At 43.6% G+C, this 15,858-nt stretch carries 12 protein-coding genes; 4 read left to right on the plus strand and 8 right to left on the minus strand.

Annotated elements, in window-relative coordinates:
* Nucleotides 1–13: 13 nt before the first annotated feature.
* Nucleotides 14–2,542: a DUF1631 domain-containing protein gene (locus AC2CG4_RS12045; RefSeq protein WP_484486482.1), complete on the minus strand. Its 2,529-nt coding sequence runs from the start codon at nt 2,540–2,542 to the stop codon at nt 14–16.
* A gap of 213 nt (nt 2,543–2,755) precedes the next feature.
* On the opposite strand from AC2CG4_RS12045, the gene nadC reads away from it, so the two are divergent.
* From nadC to AC2CG4_RS12065, 4 genes are all read left to right on the plus strand, one after another.
* Nucleotides 2,756–3,613, plus strand: a complete 858-nt coding sequence (gene nadC, locus AC2CG4_RS12050) for a carboxylating nicotinate-nucleotide diphosphorylase (protein WP_484486483.1) — start codon at nt 2,756–2,758, stop codon at nt 3,611–3,613.
* A gap of 41 nt (nt 3,614–3,654) precedes the next feature.
* Nucleotides 3,655–5,547: an acyltransferase family protein gene (locus tag AC2CG4_RS12055; RefSeq protein WP_484486484.1), complete on the plus strand. Its 1,893-nt coding sequence runs from the start codon at nt 3,655–3,657 to the stop codon at nt 5,545–5,547.
* Between the two features lie 118 nt (nt 5,548–5,665).
* Entirely contained in the window at nt 5,666–6,763 is a 1,098-nt protein-coding gene (locus AC2CG4_RS12060; RefSeq protein WP_484486485.1) for a glycosyltransferase family 4 protein, read from the plus strand.
* Nucleotides 6,764–6,854: 91 nt separating this feature from the next.
* Nucleotides 6,855–7,949 carry a glycosyltransferase gene (locus AC2CG4_RS12065; RefSeq protein WP_484486486.1) on the plus strand — a complete coding sequence of 365 codons (1,095 nt, stop codon included), beginning with the start codon at nt 6,855–6,857 and terminating at the stop codon, nt 7,947–7,949.
* 14 nt (nt 7,950–7,963) lie between these two features.
* On the opposite strand, the gene AC2CG4_RS12070 is transcribed toward AC2CG4_RS12065, so the two are convergent.
* The 7 genes from AC2CG4_RS12070 to AC2CG4_RS12100 form a co-directional block, all read right to left on the minus strand.
* Nucleotides 7,964–9,079 carry a glycosyltransferase gene (locus AC2CG4_RS12070; RefSeq protein WP_484486487.1) on the minus strand — a complete coding sequence of 372 codons (1,116 nt, stop codon included), beginning with the start codon at nt 9,077–9,079 and terminating at the stop codon, nt 7,964–7,966.
* Nucleotides 9,072–9,968: an FkbM family methyltransferase gene (locus AC2CG4_RS12075; protein WP_484486488.1), complete on the minus strand. Its 897-nt coding sequence runs from the start codon at nt 9,966–9,968 to the stop codon at nt 9,072–9,074. The genes AC2CG4_RS12070 and AC2CG4_RS12075 overlap by 8 nt, the downstream gene beginning before the upstream one ends.
* On the minus strand, nt 9,968–10,762 hold the full coding sequence (locus AC2CG4_RS12080) for a methyltransferase domain-containing protein (protein ID WP_484486489.1): 795 nt from the start codon (nt 10,760–10,762) through the stop codon (nt 9,968–9,970). The genes AC2CG4_RS12075 and AC2CG4_RS12080 overlap by 1 nt, the downstream gene beginning before the upstream one ends.
* The gene (locus tag AC2CG4_RS12085; protein ID WP_484486490.1) at nt 10,759–11,871 is read right to left on the minus strand and encodes a lipopolysaccharide biosynthesis protein; all 1,113 of its coding nucleotides are present in this window, start codon (nt 11,869–11,871) and stop codon (nt 10,759–10,761) included. Before AC2CG4_RS12085 ends, AC2CG4_RS12080 begins: the two co-directional genes overlap by 4 nt.
* A 322-nt stretch (nt 11,872–12,193) precedes the next feature.
* Nucleotides 12,194–13,063: a glycosyltransferase family 2 protein gene (locus tag AC2CG4_RS12090; protein ID WP_484486491.1), complete on the minus strand. Its 870-nt coding sequence runs from the start codon at nt 13,061–13,063 to the stop codon at nt 12,194–12,196.
* A 6-nt stretch (nt 13,064–13,069) separates the two neighbouring features.
* Nucleotides 13,070–13,861 carry a hypothetical protein gene (locus AC2CG4_RS12095; protein WP_484486492.1) on the minus strand — a complete coding sequence of 264 codons (792 nt, stop codon included), beginning with the start codon at nt 13,859–13,861 and terminating at the stop codon, nt 13,070–13,072.
* 22 nt (nt 13,862–13,883) lie between these two features.
* Nucleotides 13,884–15,818, minus strand: coding sequence for a tetratricopeptide repeat protein (locus AC2CG4_RS12100; RefSeq protein ID WP_484486493.1), 1,935 nt, complete (start codon nt 15,816–15,818; stop codon nt 13,884–13,886).
* Between the last annotated feature and the right edge of the window lie 40 nt (nt 15,819–15,858).

Raw genomic sequence — 15,858 nt, forward strand, 5'->3', positions numbered from 1 at the left:
ATCTGAGGAGAAACTAATTTAGTGTGCGCTGCTCGCGCAACGTACCAATCACCGCTTCCAGCGCACGATCAAACAACATGCCGTCATCCAAAATTGTCAGTCGTTTGGTTTGCAATGCAATCGCTAAACTCTCACGACTCTCTTCTGCGACCTTCATACCGGAGCGGTTTACAAAAATATATTTTCCAACCGAGCGAATAATCGCCGCTAAACGACAGCGGTATTTTTCACCCGCTTCGCCCTGCATTTCAAACCAAGTGCCTTGGGTAATATTGTTTACCAACGCCAAATGCTGTGGATCCGCCTGAACAGGTTTACTGACAGTTTCGACTACAGTAACAACCTCACCTACTGCTTGCGAAACCGTACTCACTTCTGCAGTAACTGTCGGTTCAATTGGCTGAGCGGCAATCGTCTCGTCCGATTCAATTACAGCTTGGCTCACAGGTGATGAGTCCACGACTGTTGCGACTAATGGCTCGGGCGATGGATCAACTGGTGGCACTGAATTACTTTGTTGCTTAGCTTCTGGCACAGCTGCATTGACGACTTGTTGCGCAACTTTTGGTGAGTCCGCCATAACGGCTTTCAACATGGCACTTTTAGCAGCCATCTCACTTGCCTTCGCAGCATTGTCTACCGACGGCGCCGATGCAGCAGCATCACCCTGAGGTTTCATTTCGCCGCGCAAGCGCGCCAAATGAGCAACTTCCAATTGCTTAAACAAGTTGGTCGTTTCAAAGGGGCTGAATGAAATACTTTCCAACCCGGTACGCAATTTTTGCAACAACTCAGGAACCAGCTTTAATAACTTTTGGCGATTATCCTTGTCCATCGTGGCCGTCACACTCCACACCAGCTGCTGTGCTGTTACAGAGTTGCTGCGCCACTCGTCACTTTCTACACCCTGTTTAAGCGAAGTAATAAACATGACATTCGCCCATGCTTCACGCAGCAGTTTTGTTGCCGCCAAGGGCAGCTCTTTCCCCGCACAGATACGATTCAACTCTGCATCCACCTGCGCCCGTGCACGCTCAGATTTTGCCTTGCCATCTTCAGCATCAATGGTGCGCTGCTCAAGAATGGAAGCGCGGCGTTTTTCTTTGTCAAGGAACGAACGGAAATCCACCAGCAAGCGATCAAAGATACTCATATCTGTATCAAAATCGGTGAGGATCGCGCGTACCGTTTCTTCCATCTTATTAAAGAGGCTGTCTTTGCGTTGATTTTCCTCGCTGGATTCCTGCCAGCCTAAACAAGCCATTGCCATTTCATTCAATAACCGACGCGCAGGGTGACCGCCTTTGCTAAAAAAGGCTTTGTCCGCAATTGCCACTTTAACCATTGGGATTTGCAAGCGGCCAATAAGCGCTTTCATCGGCGCCGCAAGATTGCGGTCATCCAAAATGAACTCAAACATCATGCTAACCAAATTGATTACATCATCATCAACCTGGTTAATAGCGGCGGCAGTTTGGGTTTCATTGCGCAGTAAATCTGTCAATAAGTTGCGCAAATTGGTAGGAGCGCCACCCGCTATAGAATTATTGGTGGTATTTTGTTGTTGCGCCAGCGACAGAATTTTAATCAAATCCCGCGTGGTAATTTCTTCGCCTGGCAACTGAGCTCGGGGCGCACTACGATTAGCGCCCAGTAAATCACGCAAGTGATGCAAAACCTGATTGGTTTGCTCGTCATAACTCTGATTCAGGCCACCTGTTTCCGCGCCCGCTTGTTGCCCACCTAAACCATATTGGGCGCTGATACCTTGGCCATAGAGATCCGCGCTCGAAGAAGCTGGAGAGCGTTTAACCCGCACGTCCTGTTTTAGCGACGGCAAAATATTGGCATCGATTAAGGTTTGATTGAGTACATCAAAAAGTTTACCGAGTTTGGTCATTACAATGTTGTCGAACAATTTAAACAACACCAACTTGGCTTTTACATCAATACTCAATGCCTTGGTTGCATCCGTAAAGGCATTGCAGATCACGTCCACACCTAGAGGATTATTTTTTTGGTAAACCTTGGTCGGCACCAAATGATCGATACGCAGAGTCAAATGCTGAATGGGCTCGGCGAATTGCTCATTGGCCTTGTTGACCATGCCATCAACCGCAACCATCTCTTCCAGTTCATCGTTTTTAACCAGAGACAAATCATCCAGCGACAAGGACTTATCGGGAGCTTGTTGCTCGTCGCGATAAGCCGTTGGGTCAAGCAATTGCGCAAAACCTATATCGATACTGCGAAAAAAAGAAGCTTCCATCGCACGGCGACGAATACGTACTTCGCGCATGGAATCAAAAAAGATATTTTGGTCATGGTTGTTATTAGCTTTGTCAGCCAACTCAAACATGGCATCATCGACTTTATCGAACAACTCACGCAAAAAAAGCTGCAGCTGCTGCCGCGCCTTATCGCGCAAGGTATGCATAGCCGCGGGCAAGCGAGCAAGTGCCACTTGGGAGTTAGCGGTGGAATTGCGCTCTACGTTTAAATGGACAACCTTTTTGGGGTCGGATTTCATCTGTTCGGACATGGCGGATTACCATTAGTAAAAACTTGCGTAACTTGAGTATAACTAAGGGCAAGACACTCCAAGTAAGCAAATGATAAGATCGAGAGACATATCACAAAAGGCTATAACCAATACGTTATCTTATGGTTTTTTAAGTATGTTTTGGAATTAGCCGAAGACTTCCGCGCCATAAATGGCCACAATCAACCACACATTGTTTAATTATTCGACACCATGAATCCTACATTTAGTAAAAGCATACCTAACTTCATTGACGACATAGCCAAAAACGTGGCGATGGCGCTTGCCGAAGACATAGGTTCGGGCGACATCACCGCGCAGCTAATTCCAGCCGGGCAAATCGCCGAGGCGAATATTATTACTCGCGAAGAGTGCATTTTTTGCGGTAAGGCTTGGGTAGAGGAAGTGTTTCGTCAACTCGATCCACAAGTTCACATAATCTGGCACATAGAGGATGGGCAACGCGCAGCAGCCAATAGCGCTTTGTTCACGCTGAAAGGCAGCGCTCGCAGCCTGTTGACAGGTGAGCGTTCCGCATTGAACTTTGTACAAACCTTATCTGGCACCGCGACGATTAGCAGCCAGTATGCATCGCTAGTAGCGCACACCCAGGTGAAACTGCTCGACACTCGCAAAACCATCCCCGGTCTGCGCAGCGCGCAAAAATATGCAGTAGCCTGCGGCGGCTGCCACAATCACCGCATTGGCCTGTACGATGCCTTTTTAATTAAAGAAAACCACATTGCAGCCTGCAATGGAATTGCTAACGCAGTGGCTAACGCCAGAGTCATCGCCCCAGAAAAACCGGTTGAAGTAGAAGTAGAAAGCTTCACTGAACTAAATCAAGCACTGGAAGCCGGAGCGGACATAATCATGCTGGATAATTTCAGTATTGAAGATATGAAAAAAGCAGTGGCGATAAATGCCGGAAGAGCAAAACTTGAAGCATCAGGAAATATTGACGCGCAGACATTAATTCCAACAGCGGAAACCGGTGTGGATTTTATTTCTATTGGTGCGCTGACCAAGCATTGCCTGGCGGTGGATTTGTCGATGAGGATAATCAGTTAATTTTTAAAAATTATAATCAATATAAAAGGCATCAATCCAAGATGGATAATATCGTTAAAAAAGATAGAAGTATTGAAGGGGTTCGTGCCGTAGCAATATTGCTAGTCATTACAGCGCACGCTGGCATTCCTGGACTTGAAGCGGGATTTATTGGAGTAGACATATTTTTTGTGATTTCGGGTTTTTTAATCACTCGGCTACTTATACAGGAAATACAAGAAAGAGGCAGCATTAGCTTCAGTAATTTTTATATTAGAAGACTTCAACGCCTACTACCCGCCTTAATTGTTGTTATTGTCACAACAGGAATTGCTCTTTCTCACATACTGCCCAAGCACGAGCAATTAGCACATATAGAAGCAGGAGCAAGTGCAGCCGTCTGGGCTAGCAACATCTACTTTGCATTTTCAACTATCGATTATTTTGGAACTGATGCATCATCAAATGCTTTTACACACACTTGGTCACTAGGAGTAGAAGAACAATTTTATATTATCTGGCCGGCATTAATGATGCTCTTATGGTGCTATAAACGATCACTGTCCAGCCTGATATTATTTTTGAGTGGGATTGCAGCAATTAGCTTTTTCAGCTGCATGTACCTCTCAATTTTCTCACCAATTAAAGCTTTCTATTTGATGCCATTAAGGGCATGGCAATTTGCCGTTGGTGGACTCGTGTTTTTTTTATTAGAAAAAAACAACATCAACAAATACAATTTTTTGTGGGGCCATATCGGATTGGCTTTACTTTTAGTAACATTAATTTCAATCGATAAAAATCAAACCTATCCAAGCCTTTTGGCTGTTTTACCTACTATAGCAACAGCATTCATTATTTATGCATGTCTAAACGGCCCCTCATTCATTTTTAAGAAATATCTTTCTACGGAGTTTATGCAACTTCTAGGAAAGACATCCTATTCTTGGTATTTATGGCACTGGCCAATTTTAATAATTGGTAAAATCTTATTTGCAAATGAAAGCATACTTATTAATACAGCTCTTTGTATATTCGCATGGATGCTGGCTTTTTTAACATTCAGGATGGTCGAATCACCCATAAGATATAGCTCATTCTTACAATTCAAACCATTTTGGAAATTAACGTTCTTCATATTTATAATGCTCCTTACCTGCCTTTCTTTTATTCGTTGGTACAACAAAGTATCTCTGAACGTCATAAATTATACCGAGCTAACCTCCGCAACTCGCAACCTATCTAAAATTTATGAAATGGGATGCGATCAATGGTACACAAGCTCCGAAGTTAAGCCATGTTATTTTGGCAACCCTGACGCATCAAAAAGAATTCTACTTCTTGGCGATAGTATTGGAGCTCAATGGTTCCCTGCCATTGAAAAAGTATTTCTCGATCACGGATGGCAGCTTATTGTGTTAACAAAATCCGCCTGCCCAATGATAGATGGAACAGTGTTTTATAAAACAATAGGCCGAGATTATACCGAATGTGATAGATGGAAGAACAAAACTATAGACAAGCTGGCCGAGTTAAAACCCGATATAATCATATTAGGTTCAGCTAGAGGATATACATTAACTCCTCTCGAATGGCAAAAACGATCCGAAAACTTCTTGAAAGAAATTGTGATAAATACGAACAAAATTTACATTTTAAGACCCACACCAGAGCTGCCATTCCATGGCCCACAATGTCTGTATAATGGCAGATCTTCTTGCTCCAATAAAAATGACCCCCTTGTTGAGGATGAAATGTGGAGCGCAACTATTAACGCATCAAAAATATCTTCAAAAATTTACCACATAGATCTTAACGATGCGGTGTGCCCCAATAAATTATGCTCTGCTAGAAATAGTGAATTTATTATTTATAGAGACCAAAAACATCTTACTGCACATTATGTGTTAAGCCTGTATCCGCTATTTGAAGAACATTTTAAGGATGAGCTATAGCCACCAGAAAACCTCAATACAAACGTTACACTAATATTCGCTACTGGCTTTCATATCTCATATGTGCAAAGAAAAAATAATCATAATAACGCGAAATCTCCCCCCTCTTGTTGGAGGCATGGAAAGACTGAACTGGCATATTCTTGATGAGCTATCTGAACATTTCAATGTGCATGCGATTTGTCCTGAGGAGTCCACACGCCTCATACCAACAGGCACCCAATCTACGAGCATCCAATTAAAACCGCTATGGTATTTTTTAATAGCTGCAAGCTGGAAATCGGTTCAGTTGGCCAAAAAAATTAGACCGAAATTTATCCTTGCAGGAAGTGGGCTTACAGCACCAATGGCCTTAATTAGTGCACGAATGACAGGCGCTCACGCTATTGCCTATGTACACGGGCTCGACGTTGCGGTTAAACATCCGTTATATAAGCTGTTATGGTTGCCTGCTATTTGTAAATTAGACAGAGTGATTGCAAACAGTACCCACACAGCAGAACAACTTAGAAAAATTGGAGTTGACTCAAGCCGCATTGGCATTGTTAATCCAGGAGTATCTATTCCTGATTTTCTACAAGCTAATAACGAAAATAACTTTCGCAGCAAATTCAACTTGAGAAATGGACCAATTTTACTTTCAGTCGGACGCTTGACCACAAGAAAAGGCTTACTGGAATTTGTTAAATATTCTTTTCCCATTATTCTTGAAGAGCAACCTAGTACAATTTTAGTCATAATAGGTGATGCACCAACTGATTCTTTATATGCAAGTGTCCAAACACAAGCTGAAATACAGAAAGAGGCAGATAAAAAAGGTATTGGGAGCAACATTTACTTTCTTGGAAAAATCACTGATACAGACACACTATCTAGTGCATATCGATGTGCAGCAGTACATGTTTTTCCTGTGAGAGAAATACCCGGTGACCCGGAAGGATTTGGTATGGTCGCAATTGAGGCGGCAGCACATGGCACTCCAACTGTTGCATTTACAACAGGAGGTATCGTCGATGCAGTGCGTGAGAGAGAATCTGGTTTTCTAGTTGAATCTAATAATTATCAAATGTTCGCAGAAACCACACTACGAGCATTAGCAACAAGGGAAAAACTTCGAAAATCATGCATAGATTTCTCTAAACACTTTTCATGGCCTAACTTTGGAAAAAAACTTATTAGGCAATTACATGATACGGATTTCAGCAATATTGATTAGAAGTTCATACCTATAGTGGAAATTATGTATCCGTACAATGCTTTACCGTAATTTTTTTGGCACAACCACTCCAAGGGCACTAACCAAAAACATGAATATTCTCTTTATTGGCAAGCGCTTTTACACAAATCGCGATGCACTAACAGAAAAATATGGCCGCATTTACCAACTCCCATGGCACTGGTCACAAGAAAATATTCACACTCGTCTTTGGCTCATTGATTACCATAGCAAAGAGTCAATCAACACAACTCACAACTCTTTTACAATCATCTCCACACCTATAAGAACTGGCGAAGCATTCAAACAATATATTAAAGAGAGAAGATCAATCTCTCACCCAGATGTTATTGTGGCCAGTGGCGATTGCTACATTGGTTTAATGGCTTATCGATTAGCAAAAAAAATGAATATAAAATTTATTTTTGATGTTTATGACAAATATGATGAATTTGGAGCTTATTTTAATTTTTTGGGTTTTAATTCCTATAAGTTTTTGTTGAAAAATTCTGATTTATGCTTATTTTCCAGCCAAGCTCTGGAAAATTCACTAAAGGATATAGTTAAGGAAAGCTGCATTGTTCCTAATGGAGTTGACACAAATCTATTCAAGCCAATAGATATGTATGTAAGTCGAAGAAAATTAGGCCTACCAACAGAAGCGTTATATATTGGTTACTTTGGCTCATTAGACACTGACAGGGGTATTGATGATCTACTTGCAGCACATGCATTGCTGCTTGAACAAGGATTTATTTGTGATTTATTGATTGCAGGGAAAATGCGTATTGACCTTGATTTAAACAAACCAAGAGTGACTTATTTAGGTAACATTCCATATTTAGATATACCAACAGCAATGTCCGCTTGCGATCTGCTAGCACTACCCTATCGCCGATCGCCTTACCTTGACATGGCATCCTCTTGTAAAATAGCCGAGTATTTTTGTATTCAAAGACCAATTGTGGCAACACGCACCCCAAACTTGCAAAGTAATTTTTCTATACATGCCGCCAAACTGAAGAATGCAATGGCAGAACCAAATGACCCTCAAGACATAGCAGAAAAAATTATCAAACAAATCCGAAATCCCGTTGCTCTAACTGAAGAAATAAATATGAGCTGGAAGGTCATTGCAAAAGAAGCAGCAGATAAGATTACTAATTTAGCGCTCTCTCTAAAATAACGTCTACAGATAAATCAAGCTCGCACCAAGCCATTCAGAATCGCCAGATAATGCGCAACTGCGCTTTCAACACTAAATTCAGCAGCGCGCGCTTTAAGATCATCTACCGCAGCATAACGATGCTTTAAACTGGCCAATATGGCAGCTGCCAATCCATCGACATCACCCACTGGAACCAAACGTCCATATCGCCCTTTAGAAAGCAGTTCGGCGGGACCATGAGGACAATCTGTCGAAACCACTTGGGTGCCACATGCCATTGCCTCAACCAATACCAGCCCAAAGCCCTCGAAGTCGGAACACAAGACCAATAGATTAGCGTGACGAATCCAAGGGAGCGGGTTGTCGCAATACCCAACGAAGGAGCAAACCTCCTCAAGATGCAAGTTCGTTACGAGCTCCTTCGCCACACCAAACTCCGGGCCATCGCCTATAACAAGCAATCTTGCCTGCATCGATTGGGTACAGATTGCAAATGCATGGAGCAACAAATCAATACGTTTAACACGAGCCAATCGCCCCACAAAGATAACCGTAGGTACTGCATGATCTAACCACGGCCAATCGATCCTCTTCCCGCTCAGCAATTCAAAGTCCTCAGCAATGACGGGGTTATATACAACCTGAATCAGCAAATTAGGATCTATCAGACATTTCATATCGCCAGCGAGCGACTGCGACACAGCGACCACCACATCTGCAGATTTAACTAAACGGCGCATTAGCCATAATTCAATTAATAGCTGTAGTCGCTTCATTCCTTTTGATGCCTGTAAGGGACCGGAAATTGATAAATGTTGCGTCCATATAACTTTAGAGTCCCGCCAAAATAGAAAACGCAGCAGTAGAACAATGCACCCAATATCATTAGCACTGGTAAAAATCACATTTGGTTTAGTCTTTTGGAGCCAGCGAGCCAGCCTGTAAATAAACACACATCTTCCACCGCCAAGTGCACGCACCATCACTTCCGGGCTAAGCAAACTTTGCGCCTGCGCATCAGTCTGACGGGTCACCAGTTCAGTCTGGATACCGAACCTTATCAGCCCCATTGCAATGCGCGTCTGCACACGCTCAAGCCCTCCTACCTCAAAACAGGACAATGGAAAACAAGCTGACGGCTTATTCACTCTTCAGTTCCTCTCGTCCCCTGCAAAATACATTTTGAAAATCAGTCAGCTCATTCAAATCCAGCAAACTCAAGCGCCCCCTTGAACCAATTGTGAAGAATTCATAACCAAATCCACCAAGATACTGAAAAAGCTCACCAACGGACCAGCCCGCTTGGCGAGCAGAAAATGCCTGAACCTCCACAATAAGCATGGGCCGAAAACGCCGCAACACCCCCTCTGCCCCCTGGAGACATGCCAACTCACCTCCTTCCACGTCAATCTTTATCAAGTCAACTCTTGCCAGCGAGAGAGAAGCCAAGGCATCATCAAGGGTAATAACATCGACATATTCGATTGGATTTTGACCTGCGCACGCACCATACAAACTCGCCAATCCAAGGTTTTCCTCAGACGCATTTTGCCCACAAGACTCATAAATAGGCATGCGACCACTTCCAGCTTTTCCCAAAGCCTCTCTTCTTATAATTACCTGACTAAGATCATTTATCCGAACATGCTCGGCGAGCCGCTCTGCAATGACGCTCACTGGCTCAAACGCAATCACCTTTCCTGTGACGCCAACTCGCTGCGCCGCAACCAAAGAAATTTCGCCGATATTTGCCCCCACATCAACAACGACCATGTCCTGCCGAAGCTCCCGCTTCAAAAGCGCAACGATATCGGTACTGTAAAAACCCATCCAGAAGATTCGGCGCTGCATATGCTCTGAGAGCCGCAAATGCATGCGGAACGTTCCATCAAAGTCAGTTACTACAACCTCTCTCTTTACCAATCGAAATACACGCCGAAAAATAGATTGTAGGGTCTGCAAGCGCCCCCCGAAGGACAACGCATTACCAAGACTCCTCAGCGCAATTAACACATATGAAATAAAAAAATCACCCATCAATTTGAATCCTTTTTTAACACATAGATGTGACATGCACTCCCGAATATCCGCGCCATAAAACGCCGCTTCTTCATACTTACAGCCGAGCCCATTGCATTCGCCATAGTATAAAAAAGATCATTGGAGCTCATATGAACTATACGGAAGTTACATTTCTTGAATTTGTCTTGCCAGAAATGGCGCGAGTAGTAATAAATCTCGGTAACTGTATTCCCTCTTTCCCCATGCCTTGCAGGAAACAAGGTCCAGAACCAAGCCGCAACGCTAGTGGGCATACGTGGCGTATCTTTTACATCAGCGGTTGCGCTGCGAAAAATCAGTAAGCGCTGCACGACGCGCCTTATTAGCCAAATATAATGCGCAGCAAGGCTCCACGTCCTGCAGGATGGCGTAGGCACCAAATGAATACATATTCCATCATCCGCCAGCACTCGATACATCTCTTTGAGTACTTCATCCAGATGAACGACGTGCTCAAGAACATGTGAGCTGAATACGACATCATACGATCTGTTCGGAAAGGGTAAGTTTATCCCGTCATATTCCACTATGTCGAAACATCGAACCTTATTATAACTACCACCTCGAACATCCAAGGCAGAAACCTTGTAGCCAAGCTCAGATAGGCGTTTTGCCTGAGCTCCTGTCCCTGCACCCACTTCTAACAGTCGGCACGGAACGTCATTTTCAGCATTGGCAGGCAAATAACTCCTTGCTAAATCCAACTCATAAGCTCGCACGGTATCGAGAAACGCGAGGTGCGACTGACGTGGGGTTAAATCGTTGATCATTTTGATTTGATTCCGTGAGTGGATTTATGCGAGGAAACTGAAATCATATTTATTAGAACGACCGAACCAACCGCGAGAAGCCATTCGGAACAAATGATCGAAAACACTAGCCCCCTACTTTCAGATGATTTAACAAAAACAAACGCCAATACAACAATAACCAGCCACCCCACCAACTCCAAGCCAATCCGCATCCATGGCCGCTCAAGCGTGGTAAGCACGTTGGTGGCTGCTGCACGTACACACACCGCTGGAATGGCAAAGACCAGCATGCAGATAAGCTCACCGATACCAGCATACGCCACACCCAACACAGACTCGACCCATGGCGCGATAAGTGTCATAAAGACTGCAGCCATAATTCCGTATGCACCTGCAAGGGCGAACAACCAATACTGAAGATATATGCGGGAAGCCGACCCGTCGCGAAATAGACGCGGCATCGCCGAGAGGATCATTCCCATAACCGGGACTACGAGTGAGCCAACTATTCTTGATGCAGCAGAGTAGATGCCTGCGACATCTATTGGCAGGAGACGAGCTGCCAACATTTTATCGAGCTCAGCCACTCCATTTGCGCTTACATTCATCAGGGCATAACCCGTGAGACCGCGCCAGTGAGACCGACGCGCCACCTGCCACTGGAAGGGATGACGCCATTCGACTGGCATCCGCCGAACGACAAAGCCAAGCACGAGCATAACTGTTACCAAATGACCCAACGCATACCATAACAACGGATTCTGTGGGGCACTCCATGCAACGGCAAAGATGACAAGTAAACGCAATAGCAGCGGATAGATCAACAAAATCTGCGAGCGAGCAACCAGACCCCGACCATGACGCTCCATCGCTGCAACCACCAAGAATGGTTGGAAGACCACCTCCGCACACCCAAAGAGAACAACAACCCAATACGCATCATTTGGTATGGGAAACAAAACCAACGATAGAATAATGTATACGATCAATAATATGGGTCCACAAAATGCCGTGGTACCCAACGCGACTCGTAAGGCAACATCTGCATCAAGAGACGCACGAGAAACATCTCGCAGTAGAGTCAAATGGGTTCCGAAGTTAGCCATTGAGCCCAACAAGACGGCCATGGCGCCAAGCCCTGCATAGAGTCCGAACCCATCTGCCCCAAGGGTTGATGCTAGAAGTAAAAGTGTCCCTGCCTGCAAGACCAGACGCAACCCAAGAACAGAACTAGTACGTATAGCACCAAGGGCGATAGGCCCCCTAAGCATGTTCAATCATCTATAGCCCACCGTCTGCGCAGCGCACAGCAAAAATTTTCCACTTGCTTCGAATCAATGAATTTCGGCCTCTACAATCGCACGCATCATCGGACGCGTAAGCAACATCCAGAAAGTACTGCCTTTAAGTTTCGACACTTCGACTTGGCTATTGGCTCGTATAGCCTTCTCAAGGCTTATCCTTATACAACAACGAAGTCACCTGCTCTGATACCAACCCCATCAGAAATATAAGGATTGAGGTACTAAACAACAAGGCGCCCATGTTGGTAAAACGACCATCACCCAGATATGTGTACAGGTAATAACCTATACCTGAAAAAAATAATAAAATACTAATAGGTGCAAACAGCTTAAGCGGCGAAAACAAAGTACCGATTTTAAAAATAATAATTAAAAAGCGAATACCATCGGCCATCAGGCGAACATGGCTTTGCGTGCCCTCCACCCTCTTTTGAACAGCAATGGGCACATAAGCAACTGAATAACCCGAACGAAAAAAGCTCATTGTAATCGTCGTGGGGTAGGAAAATTTATTTGGCAATAAGGACACAAATTCTAAAAATTTTTCGCGGCGAATAGCGCGAAAGCCCGAGGTCAAATCATGTATTTTATGGCCGACCATCCAACTGGCAAATTTATTATAAAAGCCATTAGCAAAAGAGCGATGAATATTGGCCTGCCCCGAACTGTCGCGAGCTCCTACGACCATATCGAACCCACAACCTTCATTCAGTTTTTCCAGTAATAACACTATATCTTCTGGGCGGTGCTGCCCATCTGCGTCCATACAAACCACTACAGTGCCAGTTGCTGCTCGCAAACCTGTTTTGATAGACGCACCATTTCCTTTGCTATACGGATGTGAAATAACCTTTGCATTAAACGATAGGGCCACCTCACGAGTTTCATCGATTGAGCCATCATCAACAATAATGACTTCCGCATTAGGATGCATAGCCTTCAAATCAGGCAATATTTGTGTAAGCCCTTTGGCCTCATTTTTTGCAGGGATTACTATAGAAAAATTAGCGATCATGCACCCTCACTGACTCGAATTAATAAAAGGAAGTTGGAATTGCGCGGGAATAGAAATACCCACGCAGCCTTTAATATCTCCCGAAAGAGGGTCAACCGCCAAAACAGAACTTTTAAAGCGAGACACTACCGGAATATAAATAAAGTCTTCCATTCTTTTATCACGCTTTGCTAACCACTTATCCATTACAATTTTTTCTTGCGGAGACTCATCTAAAAAACCGCCGACTTCCCGCGCATATTTAACTATTTCTTTTTGATGATACTTAAGCGGAACATAGTAGTTTGCTTGGGCAAATAACGCTTCACCTTTGGCTGTGGCTTTTCTGCGCAGCTCCCTAATTTCATCCCAATTATCTGGCAAATTAACCATAACGTACCCAGGAAGACTACCGGCAACTGACATTATTTTTTCTAGTCCATTTTCTTGGCTTTTGTATTTTTCAACCCCCATGGAATAAAAAGTATCCTTGTAAAAAACTAACGCAGCCGGGCGATGCGAATACAACACCCATATCCCATAAACCAAAAAAGAAACCTGTAACACACCGATGATAGTCAAATCCAACTTCAATCCTTTTTTCCCTTGCCGATATAAAATCAAAGTCAACACGGGTCCAACAACAACATCAACCAATGCAATTAACTGTAAACCCTTTAGTCCACCATCTGTAGTAAAAAAAATATCCGGATACCAAAGCATGACCAACACATAAAATACTGCACAAAATATAACTGCACTTAAAAGGATATGTATCGAAAATGCATAAAAACGGCTTCCATCTAACCTAAATGACATAGCTTATCTCTATTAAAAAACATTATCGATTTAATAGTTCGCGATATGGCTTTAACTTCATTTGCAACGCAGTAAAAGCGTCACTATGATTCTTTGCGAACTGCTCATACACAAGATTAGCTTCAGCGTAGTCTCCATTGTCGATCAGGGCATGGATTAAAGCGACCCAGTATTGCCCCTCTGTCGGCTCGAAAGAAATAGCTTTCTTAATAAAGATTACAGAGTCTGTATTTTTTTGCTTTAGCATAGCCAACCCAAAAAGATGAGCAAGGCGCCCTTTGACTCGCTCAGATGCTCTCTGACTCTCTATTATTGTCGATAAAATATTGCGCATTAACCCTATCTCGACGCTACACTCACCACGCATATAGCATTGAAACCAACTAATAAGCTGCCCTCCCTTGGCTTCACCTATCGGCTGACTAGCTATACGCTTGATCAATTCCTTGTAGTCACTGCTGGCATCTACGATGCCAGCGTCACTTTTACTTTCCAACCACAATAATCCAACGAGTCCACTAGTTCCTTTTTTATCGCACTCAGAGGAAATCCTGAAATATTTTTGAGCATATTCTGCATATTCCCTTCTTTTGCTCCCCTCTTTAGCACTTAAATAAGCATCGTAATACCAAACACCAACTTCATAATTAGCCCTGGCAGAAAAGGGGTGCGATTGCACGTTAGCCCAGGTTAACCGAGGCAAGCTGCTCCACTGATTAGCGCGAGTAGCGGTTATAAAGAAAAGGGAGCCGATTATTAAAAGACCTAGAATTGTCGCACCAATTCTGTACCGTCTAGCTTCAGTTAAACGAATGAGACAAATTGTCACAAGCAAGACAAGCGCAAGGCTTGGAATATAATTTCTGTGCTCATGCACCATCTCCAATGGAAAGATCGTTGACTCAAGCAAATGTCCTATTAAAAAAAACAGCCAGATCAGACTAAACCATGAAAAGCGATTGCGCCCAGCAATTATGGCGACCACAACCAAAAACCAGCATGCAAACGCAATGACAGTTGCCCATGACTGCCACAAGAATGAAGACAAAACGAAGTCATCATGATACAAACCAAAACTATTAAGTTGCGGCACCAATACCCAATATACGTAACTCCATAACACTCGGGGTTGCGTGAAAAAACGCTCTTCAAGAGTAAAGTCACGGCTAGCGTAACCTCCTACTATCCATTGGTGATCAAACAGGAGCCAGATACAGAGCAAAACCAACGCAGCACAAGCCGTATTCAGTGAGTATTTAAATATTTTTTTCTGCCATATAAATGGCGCACGATAACCAAAAATTAACCACTCCAATGCCATCACCCAAAGCGGCCACACCAAACTATTTTCTTTGCTAAACACAGCCAAAGGAAATACAACAAAGAACGCAATAACGATAGACCACCAACCACTTTGCCTCTCGCTAATTATTTGATTACGCCCCCAACAGTAGAGCGCGAGGCCCAATAAAACAAACAGACCGGATAAAGACGTCATTCGCTGAACAACATAGAGCACGGACGTCAAATTAATAGGGTGAAGCCCCCAAAGCACACCCGACAAAATAGCTATACGCAGTTGTTTAGAAGCATCAAGCCAAACAATTGAGCTATAACGATGGGCATAGGCTCGAAGCACTTGCAGAATAAAAAAAATGGCTAGTAGTACGCAGATACAATGAATAAACAAATTTGTTGCTTTATAAGCCCAAGGATCATCACCGCTCAAATGGTAATTCAACCACAATGATGCCATAGCAATAGGCCGAGCCAAAGGCCCGGTATTGGTGGAAAAAGCACCATCCAAAATTCCTTTTTCTTCAATAAAGACCTGATTGTCAACAATATTGGGAAAGTCATCAAATATAAAAGGGCCGCCCAGCCCCTGCCAATAAGCGGCAACAATTAGCACTATACCAATTGCGATTAGACCAATAGAATTGAACAATAAACGCATAAAATCTTGTCTACAAAATGTGGATGCCAATAAAAAAAGG

Source organism: Cellvibrio sp. ATLC23, assembly GCF_057196725.1.